Origin of the sequence: Pseudomonas sp. Q11, from assembly GCF_024494355.1 — a bacterium.
Lineage (GTDB): Bacteria > Pseudomonadota > Gammaproteobacteria > Pseudomonadales > Pseudomonadaceae > Aquipseudomonas > Aquipseudomonas hefeiensis.
In genome coordinates this window covers 1-20,527 of the sequence record NZ_JAKNQY010000007.1, presented here as the reverse complement: position 1 = coordinate 20,527, position 20,527 = coordinate 1, and the positions used below count along the sequence as shown (strand labels likewise).

Here is a 20,527-nt window from a genome sequence, read left to right as displayed (position 1 = left end):
CTAACTTTTTGCAGCAAGGTGAATTCCATGACGGAACAAGTATCCACAAGCAGGTGCGACTCACCGCTACTTCAGGCATTCGTCGATAACCGGATGATCCTGGTCAAGATCGCAGCACGAATCACCGGTTGCCGGTCCCGGGCAGAAGACGTGGTGCAAGATGCATTTTTCAGGCTGCAATCGGCGCCCCAGATCACCTCGTCCTTCAAGGCTCAACTCAGTTACCTGTTTCAGATCGTGCGCAACCTGGCGATCGACCATTACCGCAAGCAGGCGCTGGAACAGAAATACTCGGGGCCGGAAGAGGAAGGTTTGAATGTGGTGATCCAGGGTGCGTCGCCAGAAACGTCACACATCAATTTCTCGACGCTGGAGCACATCGCCGACGCGCTCACCGAACTGCCCAGCCGCACCCGTTATGCCTTCGAGATGTACCGCCTGCACGGCGTGCCACAGAAAGATATCGCCAAGGAACTGGGCGTCTCGCCGACCCTGGTGAACTTCATGATCCGCGACGCCCTGGTGCATTGCCGCAAGGTCTCGGGGGTTCGCGGGGATACGTTCGCCCGGCGGTGATTTTGCAGTGATTTTTCGGGCCTCATCGCGAGCAGGCTCGCTCCCACAATGGATCTGCGTGCTCACAAAGTCTGTGTTGCGCGCAATCCCTGTGGGAGCGAGCCTGCTCGCGATGGGGCCCTAGGGGCTTACAACCTCACATCAACCCACACCGGTCAAAAAATCGCTCGCGCCCCAGAATCATCAGCGCCGCGCGCTTGTGGGGGAAATCGAATTCCTTTTCGCAGTGAAAACACTGGTTGTGCAGATGACCGATCATCCGGGTGTTGTCGGCCCGGGGTTCGGCCACCACCCGCTGGGTGCGCGGGTCGTCGAGAAACAGGTAATGCACCAGCGCCGACAGCCAGCTCGCCACCTTGTGCGGGCCGCGGTGTTGCTCTTCGCCCACCAGCATGTGAATGCCGCGATCATAATTGTGCGCGTCATAGAACGGCGCGATCCGATCTTCCTTGGCCCAATAGGCTTCGAAATAGGCGAAGGGCTGATCGTCGAAACAACCAATCAAGGTCAGCACCCGGGGATCGCGTTGCAGTTTGCTCAGATACTCGCGATGCTGTTCCAGGCTGCCCTCCTCCTGCCAGAAACTCGCCACTCGAGGGCTGTTCTGCCAGCGGTTGAAGCGCGTCAGGTCCTGTTCGATTTCCAGGGTGCGCAAGGACACCCAAGCCCCCAGGCGCGCATCGAAGCGCCGATACACCTCGCCTCGCGGCTTCATGGGCCGGCGCGGATGACGCTTGCCATCGGTGATGATCATCTGTTGCGGGTAGCTGCCGTTGAACGATTCCCCCAGCCAGGGTTGCGGCAATTGCCAGAACATAGTGCGCTCGCAGATGTACTCGTCGACACACTCGCTGGGCCTCAGCAGTCCGCTGAGCAAGGCTTCACCGGGGCGCTCGGTCAGATGCCAGGTCAAGCACCGGCATTCAGGGTCGCGGGCGAACAACCAATAGCAGGCTGCCCAAAGCGCCGGGCCAACGGATCGATCGTTGATTTCCTGCAAATGCACATGCAGCTCGGTGCCACGCTCCAGGCGCAGCCGGATCAGCGGCGCACCCTCAAGCAGCAGGCTCAGGTGGCGTTCGGTTTCATCGGCGCCGAGACGGCCACCGCCGGGCAAAGGCAGCGTCGTCGGGTGCTTGAGGTTGGACATGGGCGGGGCTCACGTAGTCGTCGGTAGTCAACGTGTGACGTGAGCCAGGCGGGAAAATTTAGTGTCCCGCTCAATGATCGTGCGTGGGCACCAGTTGTATCTGGTAGGGCTTGAAAATCGCCAGCATCTGACCGTCGTCCCGCAGCTTTTGCAGCAACCGCGCGAACGCTTCGCCGGAGATCGGCGCTTTGGGCCGGATCAGCGCGAAATGGTGGTAGATCTGATCGATACGTTCGGATATCAGCAGTTGAGGGTCGACGTCAGGATTGCGCAGCACGTAATCGATGAGGTACGAACGGGTGACCAGCGCGATGTCCGCACGCCCGCGCAATACCATCAGCAGGTTGCTGTCATGGGAATACGTCAGCGTGGCATTGTATTGGCCGGTCAGGAACTTGGGGTCGGCGTTGAATTCGGCAAAGGCGTAGTGGTAGCCGTTGAACAGGGCCAGGCGCTTGCCCCTCAGATCAGAGAAATAGTCTTGCTGACGATCCGGTTGAGTCTGGGCAACGAAGATTTCCGCATCCTCCAGGCCCATGTCTACCGCGGTATGAGGCACATCCTTCCAGCCCCAGTCCGGGTTCTCGAAAATGGCCATATCGACCCGGCCTTGCTTGAAATCATTGAAGCGGCGTGGAATCGACGTCGGAACCAGCACGAATTGATAGTCGCTTTGGGACCGGTTCAAGGCTTCGACCAACTGCGGCAGTAAACCGGTATCCGCGCCATTTTCAGGACGCACCGTATAGGGTGGAAAATGCGCGGCGCCTATACGGACCAATTGCGCAGCCGTTGCCGGCAGTACGAACACTGCGACAAACGCGGCCAGCAAGACACGCGAGGCTATTCCCATCGTCGAAAACGTCAAGACACCTCACTCCCCAGAAAATTGTTCATCCGTTAATCACCAGGCATTTCAATGCATATCACACCTGGCCCGCCGCGCGGCCACGGCATTGCTGCCCCTTTTTATTTTTCTTCCAACACCAGAATCAACGCTTCCTCGGCCAATTCATCGAGACTCAGGCTGCCCTCGGCGCGAAACCAGGTAGTGGTCCAGGACAAGGCGCCCGTCAGGAAGCGACGGGTGATGAACACGTCGCCGCGAATATACCCAGCGTCCTTGGCCTGCCCAAGAACCTCGAGCCATAGCGCCTCATAAATATCACGCAAAGCCAGCACCTGTCTTTGCCCTTGCTCGGACAACGAACGCCATTCGTAGACCAGCACCGCCATGGCCTCGCCGCTGCCGCCCATGATCGACTGCAATTCGCAGCGGATCAGCGCCAGCACCCGCTCGCGCACGCTATCGGCCTCGGCCAGCGCCGCGCGCATCAACGCCGTATTGTAGCGAATGGTCTCTTCCATCACCGCCCGCAGGATCTCGTCCTTGCTTTTGAAATGATGAAAGATGCTGCCCGACTGAATGCCCACCGCGCTCGCCAGGTCGCGCACCGTGGTGCGCTCGAACCCTTTGTTGCGAAACAGATGGGCGGCGGTCTGGAGCAGTTTGCCGCGAGCGCTGTCCGGATCGGTCAGTTGCCCGTTATCGACCAGCTCACGCATCACGTTCAGGGCTTTTTGCTCATCCACCCATTCTCTCCTACAGTCGATCGATCAACGTGGGGCCACGCTTGCGGAACCGGCGAGGTGGCGCGGGCAATTTAAGCTGGCCGGGGCACCCAAGCAAGCGCTTGGATCGAAGAACCGGCGGTCGTTTACAAACCAAGCGCTTGCTTGGTAGTCTCGGGCGACGTCGGCCGGAGGGAGCGCCATGCCAAAAACGATACGTATCGGTTGCGCCAGCGCCTTTTGGGGCGATACCTGTACCGCTGCGGCGCAACTGGTCGAAGGCGCCGAACTGGACTACCTGGTGTTCGATTACCTGGCCGAGGTCACGATGTCGATCATGGCCGGGGCGCGCATGAAAGACCCTCTGGGCGGCTATGCCACGGACTTCATCGAAGTGCTCACGCCGCAGCTTCATCGTTTGCATGAACGCGGGATCCGCGTCATCAGCAATGCCGGCGGGGTCAACCCCCAGGCCTGCGCCGCCGCTGTGCAAGCGGCCTGCGACAAGGCCGGCGTGCCCTTGAAGGTCGCGGTGCTGCTGGGGGACGACCTGCAACCGCAATTCAAACGGCTCGCCAAGCAGGGCATCGCCGAGATGTTCAGTGGCGCGCCCCTGCCAGCGATGTGCGTGTCCACCAACGCTTACCTGGGTGCCCCCGGCATTGTCGAGGCCTTGCGCCTGGGAGCCGACATCGTGATCACTGGCCGGGTGGTCGACAGCGCCGTGGTCAGCGCGGCCCTGGTGCATGAGTTTGGCTGGGCCTGGCACGACTACGACAAACTGGCCCAGGCCGCATTGGCCGGCCACCTCATTGAGTGCGGTGCCCAATGCACGGGCGGGAATTTCACCGACTGGCGGCAGGTAGCGGATTACGAGCACATCGGTTTTCCCATCGTTGAAGTCAGCGCCGATGGCAAGTTCATCGTCACCAAGGCCGAGGGCACCGGCGGGCTGGTCACGCCGCTGACGGTCGGCGAACAACTGCTCTATGAAATCGGCGACCCCCAAGGCTATCTCCTGCCGGACGTGATCTGCGACTTCAGCCAGGTCAGGTTGATCCAGCAAGGCAAACACGCCGTGCGCGTCCAAGGTGCCAAGGGCCTGCCGCCCACTGATCAATACAAGGTCTGCGCCACCTGGGCCGACGGTTTTCGTTGCACCGCCCTGTGCCTGATCGCCGGCGTCGATGCGGTAGCCAAGGCCGAACGGGTCAGCGAGGCAATCATCGCCAGGACTTCGCAGATGTTCAGCCTGCGCGGCTGGGCGCCCTACAGCGAGGTGAACATCGAGCTTCTGGGCAGCGAAGCCACTTACGGGCCGCACGGCCAACGCCAGGACAGCCGCGAAGTGGTGATCAAATTGGCAGTACGCCACCCCGACAGACAGGCGCTGATCCTGTTTTCCAGGGAGATCGCCCCGGCCGCCACCGGCATGGCCCCTGGGCTGACGGGGCTGCTGGGCGGTCGTCCGACGGTGTATCCGCTGATTCGCCTGTTCTCGTTCCTGATCGACAAGTCCACCTGCCGTCTCGAAATCGAACACGATGGGCAGCGGCATCCTTGCCTGCTGCCCGCCGTCAAAGCGCTGCAAACCCGCGACTTGCCCGTCGCTCCCGACCTGCCCAAACCCCAAGGCCGGGCTGACGCCAGCGTGCCATTGGTCAAACTGGCAGTGGCGCGCTCCGGCGACAAGGGCAACCACAGCAACATCGGTGTAATCGCCCGGGCTCCCGAATACTTGCCGTGGATCGCCGAGGCGCTGACGCCCCAGGTGCTGGTCGACTGGATGAGTCATGTGCTCGACCCACTGCTGGGGCGCGTCGAACGCTGGTATCTGCCGGGCACCCACAGCCTGAACTTCGTACTGGAAAATGCCCTTGGCGGCGGTGGCGTCGCCAGCCTGCGCATCGACCCGCAGGGCAAGGCGTTCGCTCAGCAATTGCTGGAGATCCAGATACCGGTGCCACAAAGCATCGCCGATCAGGTCAATTAAAGAACGATCGCCCTGGCGTTCGGTTCGAGCACAAGGAACACCCATGCCAGTCATCGAATCGCACCTTGACACTCACAGCACCGACTTCGCCCGCAACCGCGCCGCGATGCTGGCTGGCGTGGCACACCTGCGCCAGATCGAACAGACGGTGCTGGAGAAAGCCACCCAAGCCCAGGCCAAATTCGATCAACGCGGCCAACTGCTGCCACGCGAGCGTCTGAATCTGCTGCTGGACCCCGGCGCGCCGTTCCTGGAACTGGCGAGCCTGGCCGGCTACAAACTCCATGACGACAAGGACGGCAGCCAGGCCGGTGGCGGCTTGATCGCGGGAATCGGCTACGTGTCCGGCGCGCGGGTGTTAGTGGTGGCGAACAACAGCGCGATCAAAGGCGGGACCATCTCCCCCAGCGGCTTGAACAAGACCCTGCGTCTGCAACAGATCGCCATGGAGAACAAACTGCCGGTCATCACCTTGGCCGAAAGCGGTGGCGCCAACCTCAATTATGCCGCGCAGATTTTTGTCGAAGGTGCGCGCAGCTTCGCCAATCAGGCGCGGATGTCGGCCATGGGCTTGCCGCAGATCACCGTGGTGCATGGCTCGGCCACCGCGGGCGGGGCCTACCAGCCGGGGCTCTCGGATTACGTGGTGGTGGTGCGCGACAAAGCACGGCTGTTTCTGGCCGGGCCACCGCTGCTCAAGGCCGCCACTGGCGAAGTCGCCACCGAAGAGGAACTGGGCGGTGCGCAAATGCATGCGCAGGTGACGGGCACCGCCGAATATCTGGCCGAGAATGACGCCGATGGCATACGCCTGGCCCGGGAGATCGTCAGCCTGATGTCCTGGAACGAGCAACCGTCGCCTCAGCCTGAGCGGACCTGGCAAGAGCCGCGCTACCCAGTCGATGAGTTGCTGGGGTTGATCCCCGACGACCCGAAAAAACCCTATGACGTGCGGGAAATCATCGCCCGCCTCGCCGACGGTTCGGACTTCCTGGAATTCAAAAGCGAGTTCGATCAACAGACGATTTGTGGCCACCTGCGCATTCGTGGCCATGCCTGTGGCCTGATCGGCAACAATGGCCCGATCACGCCCAAAGGTGCGAGCAAAGCCGCGCAGTTCATCCAGCTGTGCGATCAAAGCCGTACACCGCTGCTGTTCCTGCACAACACCACCGGATTCATGGTCGGCACCGAGTCGGAACAACAAGGCGTGATCAAACACGGGGCGAAGATGATCCAGGCCGTCGCCAACGCCCGGGTGCCCAAGCTGACAGTCGTGGTGGGCGGTTCCTACGGCGCCGGCAATTACGCCATGTGCGGCCGGGGGCTGGATCCTCGCTTCATTTTCGCCTGGCCCAACAGCCATACGGCGGTGATGGGCGGTGCCCAGGCCGGCAAGGTTCTGCGCATCATCACGCAGGCCACGCAGATCAAAAACGGCCTCACCCCCGACCCGAAGATGCTGGACCTGCTCGAACAAACCACCGCACAGACACTCGACAGTCAGTCCACTGCGCTATACGGCAGCGCCAACCTCTGGGATGACGGGCTCATCGACCCGCGGGACACGCGCACGTTGCTAGGCTACCTGCTGGATATCTGCCACGAGGCTGAGCTTCGACCGCTGCAACCCAACAGCTTCGGTGTGGCCCGTTTTTGAACGGGTGAAGGACTTTTGACCGCTGCCCACAGGAGAACAATAAAAAATGATCTTCACCCAGGAACACGAAGCTCTGCGGCGCACCGTTCGCCAGTTTGTCGACCACCACATCAACCCCTACGTCGACGAATGGGAAAAGGCCGGACGATTTCCCATCCACGAGGTGTTCCGCAAGGCCGGTGAACTGGGATTGCTGGGTATATCCAAGCCGGAACAATTCGGCGGCATGGGCCTGGACTACAGCTATTCGATCGTCGCCGCCGAGGAGTTCGGCACCATTCATTGCGGCGGCGTGCCGATGTCCATCGGCGTGCAGACCGACATGTGCACCCCGGCCCTGGCGCGTTTCGGCTCCGATGAGTTGCGTGAAGCGTTCTTGCGCCCGGCCATCAGCGGTGAGCAGGTAGGTTGCATCGGCGTCTCGGAGGTCGGGGCCGGCTCCGATGTCGCCGGGCTCAAGACCACAGCCCGCAAGGATGGCGATGACTACATCATCAACGGCAGCAAGATGTGGATCACCAATTCACCGAGCGCCGATTTCATGTGCCTGCTGGTCAACACTTCGGACGACAAGCCCCACATCAACAAATCACTGATCATGGTGCCGATGAACAGCCCTGGTATCAGCCTCGGCGGGCATCTGGACAAGCTCGGCATGCGCAGTTCGGAAACCGCCCAGGTATTCTTTGACGACGTACGGGTGCCGCAACGCAATCGCATTGGCCAGGAAGGCGCCGGGTTCATGATGCAGATGGTGCAATTTCAGGAAGAACGACTGTTCGGCGCCGCGAACATGCTCAAGGGCATGGAGCACTGCATCGACAGCACCATCGCGTACTGCAAGGACCGCAAGACCTTCGGCACCGCTCTGATCGACAACCAGGTGATCCACTTTCGCCTGGCGGAACTGGCCAGCGAAATCGAATGCCTGCGAGCACTGGTCTACCAGGCCACCGAGCAGTACATCAACGGCCAGGATGTAACGCGGCTGGCGTCCATGGCCAAGCTCAAGGCCGGGCGCCTGGCCCGGGAAGTCACCGACAGCTGCCTGCAATATTGGGGCGGCATGGGTTTCATGTGGGACAACCCGGTGGCGCGGGCGTATCGCGACGTGCGACTGGTGTCCATTGGCGCCGGTGCGGACGAGATCATGCTCGGCATCATCTGCAAACTCATGGGCATTTTGCCGGGGAAGAAAAAGTGAATGCATCGCCTGCCAGGCCGCCATCGCGAGCAAGCTTTGCTCCCACAGTGGAGTTGCAACACGTTCATCTGTGGGAGCAAAGCTTGCTCGCGATGAGGCCCTGACAGCCACCGGGAAAACCCAGGAATGACCACCATGCCCGCCTTCAGCAAGATCCTCATCGCCAATCGCGGTGAAATCGCCTGCCGGATCCAGCGCACCGCCCAGGCCCTGGGCTATCGCACCGTGGCGGTGTTCAGCGAAGCCGACGCCGCCGCGCTGCACGTGCGCATGGCCGATGAAGCGGTACTCATCGGTGCGGCACCGGTGCAGCAGTCCTACCTCAATCAGCCGGCCATTCTCGATGCAGCCCGGCGCACGGGCGCCGATGCGATCCACCCCGGTTACGGTTTCCTTTCGGAAAACGCCGGGTTTGCCAGGGCCTGCGAGGAGGCCGGTATCGTGTTCATCGGCCCGAGCCCCGACGCCATCGACCTGATGGGCAGCAAACGCCGCGCAAAAATCGCCATGATTGCCGCCGGCGTACCGTGCATCGCCGGCTACCAAGGCTCGGATCAGGACGACAACACCTTACGCCTTGAAGCCGAGCGCATCGGCTATCCGTTGATGATCAAGGCCAGCGCCGGCGGTGGGGGCCGAGGCATGCGCCTGGTTTGGCGGGCTGAAGACCTGCTGGAACAGTTGCGCACCGCACGCTCCGAGGCACTGCATGGTTTTGGTAACGATGAATTGATCCTCGAACAGGCATTGATCAATCCTCGGCATGTGGAAATCCAGGTTTTCGGTGATCACCACGGCAATCTTGTCCATTTGGGCGAACGGGACTGCTCGATCCAGCGACGTCACCAGAAGATCATTGAAGAAGCGCCCTGCCCGGTCATGACCGCCAATCTGCGCCAGGCCATGGGTGACGCCGCGCTCAAGGCGGGTCGCGCGGTCAATTATGTGGGCGCCGGGACCGTGGAGTTTTTGCTCGCCCCGGACGGCGGTTTTTACTTTCTGGAGATGAACACGCGCCTGCAGGTCGAACATCCGGTCACCGAGATGATTACCGGCCTGGACCTGGTGGCCTGGCAACTGGATGTAGCCGCCGGGCTGCCGCTGCCCCTGCGCCAGGACCAGATACAGCTCAACGGTCACGCCATACAAGCGCGGCTTTACGCCGAAGACCCCACCGAGGATTTTCTGCCTCAGACCGGACGGTTGATCGGCTGGGAACCGCCCACCCGGGACAGCCTGCGCATCGACCACGGCCTGCTGGAAGGCCAGACCATCACCCCCTTCTACGACCCGATGCTGGGCAAAGTCATCGCCCACGGCGCCACCCGTGAAGAGGCCCGGCGCAAATTGTTGCGCGCGGTGGAGGATTGCGTGCTGCTTGGTGTCCAAAGCAATCAGCGCTTGCTGGCGGGGCTGCTCGCGCATTCCCAATTTATTGATGGAGATTTCGGCACCGGTTTCATCAAGCAGCACTGCGCCGATCATCCCGCCCTGCAGATCCACGCCCCCTCGGCTGAGCAGCTCGCCATCGCCGCAGCCTCGTTCTATCAGGCCATGCATGCACGTCATGCGCCCGACCTGGCAGGATGGAGCAACACTAACGGCGCGGCGCGGCGCTATCGCATCGGTCTGGGCGAGCGCGACTGGACACTGACCCTGGCCGTCGAATCCGGGGGTACGCTGCGTATCCAGATAGCCGAGCGTGTGATCGAGCTGATGTTGCTCGATGTTGACCAGTGCGGTGCAACACTGATGATCGACGGTATTCGTCAACATCATGCCTGGCGCCGCGAGGGTAATGACCTGTGGCTGTTCACTCGCCCTGGCGGCCTGCATTTGCAAGATCGGACCCAGGCCCCCATCACAGCCAAGGCCAGCGCCAGCGACGGGACCCTCAAGGCGCCCATGGACGGCGCTATCGTCGAAGTACTGGTCAGCGAAGGCACTGCAGTGCGCCAGGGGCAGTTGCTGATGGTGCTCGAGGCGATGAAAATGGAACACCCACTCAAAGCGGGCATCGATGGGGTGATCAGCAGATTGCAAGTCAAGCAAGGTGATCAGGTGAAAAACCGGCAGGTTTTGTTGCAGGTTGAAACAGCGCACTAGGCGGATGCGCAGGGTTTGACTACGCTCAATCCCATCAGCACGCCGATACCGGGAACCCTGCGATGCCTCACTGGCTGGTGATTGATCTGGAGGCCACCACCGATGAAGGTGGTTGGCCGGTTACCGAAATGGAAATTATCGAAATCGGCGCCACGCTGGTGAATCGGGACGGCCGCGAGCTGGACCATTTCCAGCGTTTTGTAAGGCCCTTGAGGCGTCCCTTGCTCACATCTTTTTGTCGCGAGCTGACCCACATCACCCAGGCCAATATCGACAGCGCCGCACCCTTGGCCGAGGTCTGGCCGGCGTTCGAACGCTGGCTGGCGCCGTATCACGCGAACCTGGAAAGCTGGGTCAGTTGGGGCGATTACGACCGTCAGCAATTGCTTCAGGAATGGCAACACCAGCCACTGCACAGTTTCCTCGGCCAGGTGCCGCACATGAATCTCAAGCAGCGCTTCGCCAAGGCCCGCCGGCTGGAGCGACCGCTGGGGCTCAACGGAGCGCTGCAACTGGCCGGCCTGCAATTCTGCGGTCAACAGCATCGCGCCCTGGAAGATGCGCGCAATACAGCGCGGTTATTACCCCTGGTACTCCCAGGCTGAACACGCGCCATGACTGCGGCGCGGCAGATGACGAACGTTGAAGCCTTGTGCATACTGGCCGGCCTTTTGCAGCCCCTTTTTTCGAGGAATCGCCCATGTTTAAAGTCAACGAGTACTTCGACGGTACCGTCAAGTCGATCGCTTTCGGCACTGCCGAAGGCCCTGCGACCATCGGCGTCATGGCTCCGGGCGAATACGAGTTCGGCACGGCCCAGCGGGAAATCATGCACGTCGTCTCCGGCGCCCTGACCGTGAAACTGCCCGACAGCACCGACTGGGAAACCTTCGAGGCCGGCAACCAGTTCAATGTACCGGCCAACAGCAAGTTCCAGCTCAAAGTCGCCGTCGATACCGCCTACCTGTGTGAATACCGCGGCTGAGCCTGTGGCATCGGGGTAATGAAAAATGCCCGTGTCCAGTGGACACGGGCATTGCTTTTTCAAATGCGGTGTTTATTCGAGCACTTCAACCGGCATACCCACTTCAAGCCAACCATTGCTGTCATTGACCAGGTTCTGGCCGAACATCGCGCCATCCGGTGTCGAGCGGTACTGCTGCAACGTGGCGAAGGGTTCGCGGTTCGGATCGCGTTCGCCGGTTTGCGGATCGACCGTGGTCATGATGCAACGCGAGCAGGGCTTGACCACCCGGAAGTCCACATCGCCAATACGAATGCGCTTCCAGCCATCCTCGGCAAACGCCTCGCTGCCTTCGACCACCAGATTGGGACGAAAGCGCAGCATTTCCAAGGGGCGACCGACCCGATCAGACACGTCCTGCAAGGAGCCCTGGCCGATCAGCAACAATGGGAAACCGTCCGCGAAGGCAACCTTGTCGTCATCCTTGCCGTAACCGGCGGCGGTGGTTCGCGCCAGTTCTACCGGCACATGCACCAGCCGAGTGGGCTTGCCGATGAACTCGCTGACCCAGGCTGACGCCTCGTCACCGGCATCCGGCACGCGCAAGGTGTCGCGCCAAATGATCACACCGCGCCGTTGTTCTTCGTCAGCAGGCGGTAGCGGTACATCAAGGGTATCGAAACCCGGTGCGCTGAGCGTCAGACCACCTGCCTCGTTCCACAATGCCGAAAGCTGGCTCATCTTCGCCACCGCGCGCTGGGTCAGGAAACGCCCGCTGCCCTCGTCCACCAGCATCCAGCGCCGGTCACCGTCCAGGCCGAGCTTGTCCAGGCCTATGCCCTGCAGGAGCTGCCCCTTGCCGGACTTCAACGGATAACGATACAGCGCGCTCAGCCGCAACATGGTCGACTTTCCTGGAGACGAAAAAACGCCACCTTATACGAGCCAGCCGTTGAAGCAAACCATGATCGGCCTCAGTCGAGCATCAGCCGCTGGCGCACCACATCAACCAACTTGTCCGGCTGGAATTTGGAGAGGAAGTTGTCGCAGCCGACCTTCTTGACCATCGAATCGTTGAAGCTGCCCGACAGCGAGGTGTGCAGCACCACGTAGAGCGCACGCAGACGCGGGTCGTTGCGGATCTCGGTAGTCAGGCGATAGCCGTCCATCTCCGGCATTTCCGCGTCAGTGAAGATCATCAGCAATTTGTCGGTCATCACTTCGCCGGAATCGGCCCAGGCCTTGAGCATGTTCAGGGCTTTCAAGCCGTCGCTGGCAACGTGCATTTTCACACCCAGTTGCCCCAGGGTGTCGCGCAGTTGCGAAAGCGCGACATTGGAGTCGTCCACCAGCAACACTTCTCGTCCGCGGGCGCGCTCCAGCACCGGGTCTTCGAGCTTGTCCCTGGAAACCTTGGCGTTGTACGGCACGATTTCGGCCAGGACTTTTTCCACGTCGATGATTTCCACCAACTGATCGTCCACTTTGCTGATGGCCGTCAGGTAGTGTTCGCGTCCGGCGCTGGTAGGGGGCGGCAAAATGGCTTCCCAGTTCATGTTGACGATGCGGTCCACGCCGCCCACCAGAAACGCCTGAACCGAACGATTGTATTCCGTGACGATAATGGTGCTGTTGGGGCCCGGCACCAGCGGACGCATCCCGATGGCCTGGGACAGGTCGATCACCGGCAACGTCTGGCCCCGCAGATTGACCACGCCGCACACAAATGGATGGCGCTGCGGCATCAACGTCAACTTCGGCAGTTGCAGCACTTCCTGGACCTTGAATACGTTAATGGCGAACAACTGCCGCCCTGCCAGGCGAAACATGAGAATTTCCAGGCGATTCTCACCCACCAGTTGGGTTCGTTGATCTACTGTGTCGAGAATGCCGGCCATCGATGACTCCTGGGCTTGTTCGGATGAATCCATAAAGGAGATATCGGCCGTGCAGGCCGGATCTTGACCCCTGTATAAAATGTCGCGCAGGGCATTGATGTCACATTAGCATCATGCTTTACTGGCTTCACGGATTTCATCCGCCCTCTCTCCGCGCACCACGACCTCGGTTTGCGCACAAAGTTCCCTTGCGTAAGGGTTTCCCCTAGGAACAATCAGGACCAACCTGATATTCCCGCTATCCAATAGCCATTAATGTGACGCCATTCTCATTGCTGAATGGAGTCAGGCTTTTGTGCGCGACTGCGGGACACCGGACTTCCAGCCTTTTGGCCGATTCTGCCAGTGCAATCGTTTGCGAGCGCGCTTTTGCCCAAGGGCAAGGATGTATCAGCGCGTCTTCGTTAGTTGCCGGCCGTGAGGTCCAGCCGTTCGCCACACGCGATTGTATTTCGCCTGACATGATGTTGTGGAGATAAGCATGCCGAACGATCGTAAGAACTGGAGTCAGCGTCTTCCCGAATTTCTGATCGAGGCCGAAACACTTTTGGCCAAGTCAGAGGAATGCCTGAACCATCTGCAATTGATCAACAACGACAAGGACGCCATCGATTGCATGCTCAGCACCCTGCTGAAGTTGGCAAACAAGGCCGATGCCCTGGCGCTGGAAGCTGTTTCGGAATTTTCGTTGCATATCCATGGCTTGCTCAGCCACGCGCAAAGTCATGTTGAGTTGCATGATCAAGCCCTGGGCGCTCTAAAGGACTGCTTCACGCTGATGGCCTGGCAACTGGAACTGGTCGATCACACCACCGGCCAACTAGGCCTGGACAGCAGCGAACAGACGTCGCTGATCGAAGCCTTTGCCTTCCAGATGGGCCAGAGCCCCGACCAGGCATTACCCGCTTCGCGCCCCATGGCGTTAGTGCCCTACTCGCAAAAACAGGCTTGATGCCGATGATTGCAGTCAGCCCGACGCGCCTGGCACATAGCACTTTCACGCCGCCCATCCTGAACGCGACCAACGAAATATGAAGTGGTACTATCTCCCGCGTCAGTCGGTTCAGGGCAACGGCATCAAGCCATCAGCCGAAGCCGCCTCGACCTGAAACGTTTACCCGTCCCGGCCTGTCAGATACGCTGACCGGCCTGCCCGCAGCGAACATTCATTGGCTCCATCCGTTATGTACGCCAGCCTCAAGTCAATCATTACCTGGCCACCCTCTCGAGAAAATGCCCGCCGGTTCACGTTATTGTTGTGCATCTGCTCGGCCCTCGGCGGCCTGCTGGCCTACCTGTTCGCCCATACCGTACCGTTGAGCCTGCTGGCGCTGAATATCGCGGCCATGTCCTGTGTCTGGATCCAGCATCGCCTGTCACGCAAATCCATCAAGTTCCAGCCTCAGGAGCTGGCCGATCGGTTGCTCGAGGTCCAGGAAAACGAGCGCCATCGGCTCAGCCGCGAATTGCACGACGATATCGGCCAGTTACTGACCGCGGCAAAGCTGCAAAGCGAATGGCTCAAGCGGCGGATGCCCGAAGAACTGCACGGCCAATGCACGATCCTTTGCGAGACACTGGACGAAACCCTCAATAAGGTTCGCGACGTATCAGCCATCCTCAACCCAAGACAACTGACCAGCCTGGGACTTGAAGCCAGCCTGCGTGCGCACCTGCTCAAGACGCTGGCTAACACCCAGGTGAAATGGAGTCTCGACTGCCAGCAACGCATGGCTGGTATCCCGGAGGAGATGACGGTTGCCGCGTTTCGAATCACCCAGGAAGCTGTTACCAATATCTTGCGTCATGCCCAGGCGAAAAATCTGCTGGTGCGCCTGCAACGGCTACCCGAAGGCCTGACACTGTTGATCAGCGACGATGGCTGTGGATTTGTCCCGGCCTCCCACCCCGCTCGCGAAGGACAACGCGGCATGGCCGGCATGTCGGAGCGGGTCGAACAATTGGGCGGCACCTTGAAAGTCATCAGCGAGGCCGGCAAAGGCACGCACATCGAAGCAAGCTTTCCCTGGGCGCCTCGTGCCCTGGAACGGGCCAGTAAGAATAAGGTTCTCCATTGACTTGTAATTTGCTTCTGGTAGATGACCATTCGCTGATCAGGGCCGGCGTGCGCGCCCTCGTCATGGATCTCCCCGGCTATGCGGTCGTCGGAGAAGCCAGCGACGGCGCGCAATTGCTGGAGCTGGTAGAACGGCTGGCGCCAGATATCGTCTTGCTCGACATCTCCATGAAAGACACCAACGGCCTGGATGCGTTGCGGCAGCTCAAACGGGTGCGCCCCCATAGCAAAGTATTGATTCTGTCGATGCACACCGATCCGGCGTTGATCATGCAAGCGCTGGAATCGGGGGCCCACGGCTATCTGCTCAAGGACACCACGGCCACCGAGCTGGAACACGCGCTGGAGGCGCTGCGCAACAACGAACGCTACCTGAGCCCAGCCATCGCCCATACCGTGATCAACCAGGCATTGACCCGCGTCCAGAAGCCGCAACCCGATCCGGGTCAGACCCACAACCTGACGGCACGCCAGTTGGAGATCCTGCGACTGATTGTGCGCGGAAAGTCCACCCGGGAAATTGCCAACGGCCTGAGCCTGAGCATCAAGACCATTGAAACCCATCGAGCACAGATCATGAAGCGCCTGCAGATCCATGATGTGGCCGGACTGGTGCTGTTCGCCGTGCGCGAGCAGATCATCAGCCTGGACGATTGAGCGCCGTCGAACCGCCCAGCAGAGGCGAACCCAATGGCAGGTGCACACGCAGCGCCTTCGCACATACGGTGAAACGCAAACTGTCGACCTGCAACGGTTCGCCATCAAGATTGATGTCCAGGCCTTGGGCGACCTTGATTTCCACCCATGGCAAACGGGCGCGCACAAACATGTTGTCGATGCCCAGGCCACCGGCCAGCAGGTCCCTCAAGGTGCTGACCACTTCTTGAGGCGCTGGCAGGATGCTGATGTCCAGCAACCCATCATCGGCCAGTGCCTCTGGGCACAGCACATGGCCGCCTCCTGCCTGCCGGCCATTGCCGATGCCCAGCGCCAACAAATCGCCCTGCCAGTGGAAATCGGGGCCCTGTAGCTCTCCATAGGCCGTACTCAGCTCACTGAAACGCGATAAACCGGTGAACAGGTAAGCAGCGCCCCCCAAGACCTTTTTAAGGTCCTCGGAGGTATTGGCCGTCACCTGACTGCCGAAACCACCCGTAGCCATGTTCAGGAAAATCCGACCGCTGACTTCACCCAGGTCAATGGCCTGGGGCGCAACATCCAGCAGGTCCAGAGCCTGGTCCGGCTCCAGCGGGATTCCGGCTGCCCGGGCAAAATCATTGGCCGTGCCCAGCGGCAACAACACCAGGCTGATGTCGCTCGACTTGCGCGCGATGGCCTCGGCGATATCACGCAAGGTCCCATCACCGCCACCGGCGATCAGCTTCGTGTAACCGGCATCCAGCGCCTCCTCGACACATCGCTGGGCATCGCCGGCCTCCCAGGTCAGCCGGACCGCAAGATCCCAGCCCTGCTTGCGCTTGAGCATTACGGCGGCGCGAACCTCCTCGTTGAGCGCTTGTTTGCCATGCAAAATCAACAGCGCCTTGCCTTTGCTCATCGTCATCTCCATCGTTGAAAGGTACAGGGAATGGGACCACTCACACGGCCGAAAAAGCCCAGGCTGATTCAATTTAAATAAAAGACCCACCGCCGATGGGGAACAACAGCCAAGCAGCTCGCCCCGCTCGATACTTCTCCTCGAAGAATTTTCTTACAAGAACTGGCGAATCTGCTCAATTGACCCTCCACCGGTATTGAGACACCTTGGCATTCTGTTGTGCTGGATCGTTAAAACGCTTATTACACAAGGATGTCCTAACCCATGGATGGATACGTCACGGCCCGCAAGGGCCGGAACAGTGGTTCGAACAGTTATGGCCAAAGGGATGAAAGCTCCCATGTATAGCCATAAATACAAGCTGTCGCCGCGGCAGCTCGCATCATTTGGAAGCGAGCAGGCCGACGCTCGAAACGAATGCAAAAGTTGCAGTAATTTCGCTGGAGGAATTGATTTGGAACCGCGCGTCGTTGAACTGGAAACCCACCTTAAGTACATCCGCAAAGACATGGATGAAATCCGTACCGATGTGAAGGTGATACGTCACAGACTCGCCTATTCGGCTGGCGCCGCGGCGGTGGTCATCGGCCTGCTGGGCTGGATTGCGAACAGTCGATTCGATCAACTGGTAATGCTGCTCTCGCGATGAATGGGTTGGATGTAGAAGCCCGAGCACTCAACTCGGGCCTAAAACACCCGCTGCTGCAGCGCTAGCCCAGGACCTCGCTCAAGGGAATAAACCCCACTTCGTCACCCTCGACAAGGGTCCGCTCTTCGAGCACTTCGACCAGACCTTCAGCCCAGGCCGCGCTACGCAGTACACCAGAGCTTTGATTCCGGTAGATGATCGCCCGACCGTCCTCGATGCGGCCTCGCAAGTATTCTCGGCGACTGCCTGCCTTCGGCCAGACGAAACCGGCCGGCACCTTGAACTTGAGCGGCGTCACGGACTTAACACCCTGACGTCGTAACAAGTACGGCCGAGCCAGCAGTGCAAATGTCACCAGTGTCGAGGCCGGGTTTCCAGGCAGGCCAATCACGGGCACGCCACGGAAATGCCCGAACGTCAAAGGCTTCCCAGGTTTGATGGCAAGCTTCCAAAGAGCCAGCTCACCCTCTTCACGCAACGCAATACCCAGGAAGTCGGCCTCCCCCACCGAGACACCTCCAGTGGACAGGATCAGGTCGACATCCGACAGCTGACCCAGACGCTGGCGGGTGGCTGGCAAGTCGTCGGGCAGAATACCCGCGTCGACCACTTCACAGCCCAATCGCCGCAGCCAGCCACAGAGCAGCACGCGATTACTGTTATAGATCTGACCAGGCCCTAGCGCCTGGCCTGGCTCAACCAACTCGTCACCGGTGGAGAGGACCGCAACACGCACCTTGCGCACCACTTCCAGCGACGCACATCCCAGGGATGCCGCCAGCCCCAGCTCAATCGGGCCCAGGCGAGTGCCGCAAGAGAGAACCTGCTCCCCGATCGTTGTTTCCTGGCCCTGAGGGCGGATGTTTTGTCCGCTGACCATGGGGCGGGTGAACCGTATCCGCTGGTCAGCTTCAACCTCAGCGTTTTCCTGCATTTCGACGCAATCGGCGCCAGCAGGAACTGGCGCTCCCGTGAAGATCCGTGCACAAGTCCCGGCGGCTAGTGGTTCCGGGGCCTGCCCGGCGAAAATCCGCTGGCTGACCACCAGAGGCTCACCCTTGCAGTCAGCCAGCCGCAAGGCGTAGCCGTCCATGGCGCTGTTGGGCCATGGCGGTAAATCAAGGGTTGATACCACATCCTCTGCAAGCACCCGGCCTTGTGCCGCGGCCAAAGGCAAACGCTCGCGCTGGGTAATCGGCGTGGCCGCCGCCATCGCGAGCAAACGCTCCAACGCCACTTCCACGGCCATCAAGGCGCCGGCCTTGCCCGGTTTACCCACGGGATTCACAAGGCGCCGCCTTTTTCAGATGGGCCACGAAGTTACACGGACGATGCCGCGCATCCAGTTGCTCGGCCAGGATCCCGTCCCAACCGGTGCGAACCGCGTTGGTAGAGCCAGGAAGACAGCAAACCAGCGTGCCATTGGCCAGGCCTGCCAACGCCCGCGACTGAACGGTGGAAGTGCCAATGTCCGCCACCGATATCTGTCGAAACAACTCACCGAAACCGTCGACCTGCTTGTCCAGCAGGCACGCGACAGCTTCGGGGGTGCTATCGCGCCCCGTGAAGCCCGTGCCACCCGTAATCAGCACCACTTGCACCACGTCCTCGGCTATCCAGTTCGCGACTTGCGCGCGGATCTTGTACAAATCATCTTTGAGCAGAACTCGCGCCGCCAGGTTGTGACCGGCCGCCGTGAGCCGATCGACAAAGACCTGCCCGGACGTATCGGTTTCAAAGGTGCGGGTATCACTGACTGTCAGCACCGCGATATTGAGCGGCACGAAAGGTACATCAGCCTTGGCTTTCATAGGCTCGTCCAGTTGTAGAGGAAACAGCCCGGTGTTATATCACAGCGCTTCATTTTTTCGCCCGTGCGGAGATACACCATGACCTCGAACACTTCCCTGCCATCATGCTCCATCCTGCTGCTGGCGGGTGGGCGCGGACACCGCATGGGCGGGCAGGACAAAGGCCTGCTGGAGTGGCAGGGCGAACCGTTGATCGCCCATCTCCATAGACGGACCCGAGCGCTGAGCGACGACTTGATTATCTCCTGCAACCGCAACCCGGAACGCTATGCGCTGTATGCCGATCAATTGGTGCATGACGATGAAGAGGGCTTCCCCGGCCCGTTGGCAGGCATCCGGGCGGGCCTCAAGGTGGCACGATACCCAACGCTGCTGGTGCTGCCGTGTGATGTACCGCAAATCGACGCCAGCCTGCTTGACAGCATGCTCAGCCAGGCGAGCCAGCATCCCGACAAACCGCTGATGGTACGTCATGGTGAACATTGGGAACCGCTGCTGTGCGTCATTCCTGTGGCTCTGGCACCGGCCTTCGAACAGGCCTGGAGCGAAGGCGAACGCAGCCCGGGTCGCATCATGCGGGCGCTGCATGCGATTGCCCTGCAATGCCCTGCAAACGATATTCGCCTGGCAAATCTGAATACGCCGGAACTGCTCAGCGGACACAAAGGTGTGTCAGAGTGACACTAGCCAGGAACTTGCGCGCGATGTATACGTCTGAAGGTCAGTAACTTGAAGAATCCTATTTCGGAGAAACACCATGACTCAACGGACCCTCGCCACTTTCATGCTCGCACTGGGCCTCGCCACTCTCGCCGGGTGCGCATCGCCAACAGTGATTACCTTGAATGACGGTCGCGAAATCCAGGCCGTCGACACCCCCGAGTACGATGAAGACACCGGCTTCTACGAATTCGAGCAACTGGACGGTAAAGAGACTCGCGTGAACAAGGATCAGGTTCGTACCGTTAAAGATTTGTAATCTTCAACGCCACAGCCAGATAGATACAGAAAAGCCCGCGATATTTGCGTAATGCTGTTCACTTAGGAAAAACGGCGCTTGTTTCAGAAATGAAAAGCGCCGTTTTTTTGTTTTTTGTTTTTTGAAAAATCTACTCGCCTTTTTCCAGACGGGTAGTGTGCATATCCGTTGCTGCGGTAACGGCTGCTTAGGGTTCCGCCCTTACGGCGGGTCACTTTTGGAAGAGCGCCAAAAGTAACCAAAAGCGCTTTGCCCCACCACTTGGCACCTCGCCCAGGCTCGGTGTGCCCTCACTCCGGCATTGCTCCGTGGGCCCGCCGCGAAGGGCCA

21 protein-coding genes are annotated in these 20,527 nt (G+C 60.2%); 13 read left to right on the top strand and 8 right to left on the bottom strand.

The features are described from left to right. Positions 1–27 precede the first annotated feature (27 nt). A complete protein-coding gene (locus tag MA884_RS09775; protein ID WP_025212663.1) occupies positions 28–576 on the top strand; it encodes an RNA polymerase factor sigma-70 in 549 nt (182 codons plus the stop codon). 136 nt (positions 577–712) lie between these two features. On the opposite strand, the gene MA884_RS09770 is transcribed toward MA884_RS09775, so the two are convergent. The 3 genes from MA884_RS09770 to MA884_RS09760 form a co-directional block, all read right to left on the bottom strand. Continuing rightward, positions 713–1,726 carry a GNAT family N-acetyltransferase gene (locus MA884_RS09770; protein ID WP_256230297.1) on the bottom strand — a complete coding sequence of 338 codons (1,014 nt, stop codon included), beginning with the start codon at positions 1,724–1,726 and terminating at the stop codon, positions 713–715. Positions 1,727–1,796: 70 nt separating this feature from the next. Continuing rightward, positions 1,797–2,579 carry an ABC transporter substrate-binding protein gene (locus tag MA884_RS09765; protein WP_256230486.1) on the bottom strand — a complete coding sequence of 261 codons (783 nt, stop codon included), beginning with the start codon at positions 2,577–2,579 and terminating at the stop codon, positions 1,797–1,799. 116 nt (positions 2,580–2,695) lie between these two features. Then, entirely contained in the window at positions 2,696–3,319 is a 624-nt protein-coding gene (locus MA884_RS09760) for a TetR/AcrR family transcriptional regulator (protein WP_256230296.1), read from the bottom strand. A 181-nt stretch (positions 3,320–3,500) separates the two neighbouring features. Between MA884_RS09760 and MA884_RS09755 the strand changes: the two genes are divergently transcribed. The 6 genes from MA884_RS09755 to MA884_RS09730 all read left to right on the top strand — a co-directional run bounded on the left by MA884_RS09755 (position 3,501) and on the right by MA884_RS09730 (position 11,246). Further along, positions 3,501–5,291 (top strand): acyclic terpene utilization AtuA family protein, encoded by a 1,791-nt coding sequence (locus MA884_RS09755; RefSeq protein ID WP_256230295.1) that lies wholly within the window; start codon positions 3,501–3,503, stop codon positions 5,289–5,291. Positions 5,292–5,334: 43 nt separating this feature from the next. Further along, on the top strand, positions 5,335–6,951 hold the full coding sequence (locus MA884_RS09750; protein ID WP_256230294.1) for an acyl-CoA carboxylase subunit beta: 1,617 nt from the start codon (positions 5,335–5,337) through the stop codon (positions 6,949–6,951). Between the two features lie 46 nt (positions 6,952–6,997). After that, positions 6,998–8,155, top strand: a complete 1,158-nt coding sequence (gene atuD, locus MA884_RS09745) for a citronellyl-CoA dehydrogenase (RefSeq protein ID WP_256230293.1) — start codon at positions 6,998–7,000, stop codon at positions 8,153–8,155. A 135-nt stretch (positions 8,156–8,290) separates the two neighbouring features. Further along, positions 8,291–10,261, top strand: a complete 1,971-nt coding sequence (locus MA884_RS09740; RefSeq protein WP_256230292.1) for an acetyl/propionyl/methylcrotonyl-CoA carboxylase subunit alpha — start codon at positions 8,291–8,293, stop codon at positions 10,259–10,261. A gap of 62 nt (positions 10,262–10,323) precedes the next feature. Beyond that, positions 10,324–10,866, top strand: coding sequence for an exonuclease domain-containing protein (locus tag MA884_RS09735; protein ID WP_256230291.1), 543 nt, complete (start codon positions 10,324–10,326; stop codon positions 10,864–10,866). 95 nt (positions 10,867–10,961) lie between these two features. Further along, positions 10,962–11,246: a pyrimidine/purine nucleoside phosphorylase gene (locus tag MA884_RS09730; protein ID WP_256230290.1), complete on the top strand. Its 285-nt coding sequence runs from the start codon at positions 10,962–10,964 to the stop codon at positions 11,244–11,246. Positions 11,247–11,318: 72 nt separating this feature from the next. Here MA884_RS09730 and MA884_RS09725 read toward each other — a convergent pair whose 3' ends face one another. Continuing rightward, the gene (locus MA884_RS09725) at positions 11,319–12,128 is read right to left on the bottom strand and encodes an MOSC domain-containing protein (protein WP_256230289.1); all 810 of its coding nucleotides are present in this window, start codon (positions 12,126–12,128) and stop codon (positions 11,319–11,321) included. Positions 12,129–12,199: 71 nt separating this feature from the next. Beyond that, entirely contained in the window at positions 12,200–13,123 is a 924-nt protein-coding gene (locus tag MA884_RS09720; protein ID WP_256230287.1) for a chemotaxis protein CheV, read from the bottom strand. 481 nt (positions 13,124–13,604) lie between these two features. Between MA884_RS09720 and MA884_RS09715 the strand changes: the two genes are divergently transcribed. The 3 genes from MA884_RS09715 to MA884_RS09705 all read left to right on the top strand — a co-directional run bounded on the left by MA884_RS09715 (position 13,605) and on the right by MA884_RS09705 (position 15,857). Further along, positions 13,605–14,075 (top strand): hypothetical protein, encoded by a 471-nt coding sequence (locus MA884_RS09715; protein WP_256230286.1) that lies wholly within the window; start codon positions 13,605–13,607, stop codon positions 14,073–14,075. A 232-nt stretch (positions 14,076–14,307) separates the two neighbouring features. After that, positions 14,308–15,201 carry a sensor histidine kinase gene (locus MA884_RS09710; protein ID WP_256230484.1) on the top strand — a complete coding sequence of 298 codons (894 nt, stop codon included), beginning with the start codon at positions 14,308–14,310 and terminating at the stop codon, positions 15,199–15,201. Then, positions 15,198–15,857: a response regulator transcription factor gene (locus MA884_RS09705; protein WP_256230285.1), complete on the top strand. Its 660-nt coding sequence runs from the start codon at positions 15,198–15,200 to the stop codon at positions 15,855–15,857. The genes MA884_RS09710 and MA884_RS09705 overlap by 4 nt, the downstream gene beginning before the upstream one ends. Here MA884_RS09705 and yegS read toward each other — a convergent pair. Next, positions 15,841–16,758: a lipid kinase YegS gene (yegS, locus tag MA884_RS09700; RefSeq protein ID WP_256230284.1), complete on the bottom strand. Its 918-nt coding sequence runs from the start codon at positions 16,756–16,758 to the stop codon at positions 15,841–15,843. The genes MA884_RS09705 and yegS overlap by 17 nt on opposite strands. A 340-nt stretch (positions 16,759–17,098) precedes the next feature. On the opposite strand from yegS, the gene MA884_RS09695 reads away from it, so the two are divergent. Beyond that, a complete protein-coding gene (locus MA884_RS09695) occupies positions 17,099–17,407 on the top strand; it encodes a hypothetical protein (protein WP_256230283.1) in 309 nt (102 codons plus the stop codon). A gap of 61 nt (positions 17,408–17,468) precedes the next feature. On the opposite strand, the gene glp is transcribed toward MA884_RS09695, so the two are convergent. Then, positions 17,469–18,695, bottom strand: coding sequence for a gephyrin-like molybdotransferase Glp (gene glp, locus MA884_RS09690; protein WP_256230282.1), 1,227 nt, complete (start codon positions 18,693–18,695; stop codon positions 17,469–17,471). Then, positions 18,679–19,218 (bottom strand): molybdenum cofactor biosynthesis protein B, encoded by a 540-nt coding sequence (moaB, locus tag MA884_RS09685; protein WP_256230280.1) that lies wholly within the window; start codon positions 19,216–19,218, stop codon positions 18,679–18,681. The genes glp and moaB overlap by 17 nt, the downstream gene beginning before the upstream one ends. A gap of 78 nt (positions 19,219–19,296) precedes the next feature. Here moaB and mobA point away from each other — a divergent pair, with 78 nt between their 5' ends. Further along, on the top strand, positions 19,297–19,899 hold the full coding sequence (gene mobA, locus MA884_RS09680; protein ID WP_256230279.1) for a molybdenum cofactor guanylyltransferase MobA: 603 nt from the start codon (positions 19,297–19,299) through the stop codon (positions 19,897–19,899). Positions 19,900–19,975: 76 nt separating this feature from the next. Further along, complete coding sequence (locus tag MA884_RS09675) at positions 19,976–20,197, top strand: YgdI/YgdR family lipoprotein (RefSeq protein WP_047226391.1); 222 nt, start codon at positions 19,976–19,978, stop codon at positions 20,195–20,197. Positions 20,198–20,527: the final 330 nt, after the last annotated feature.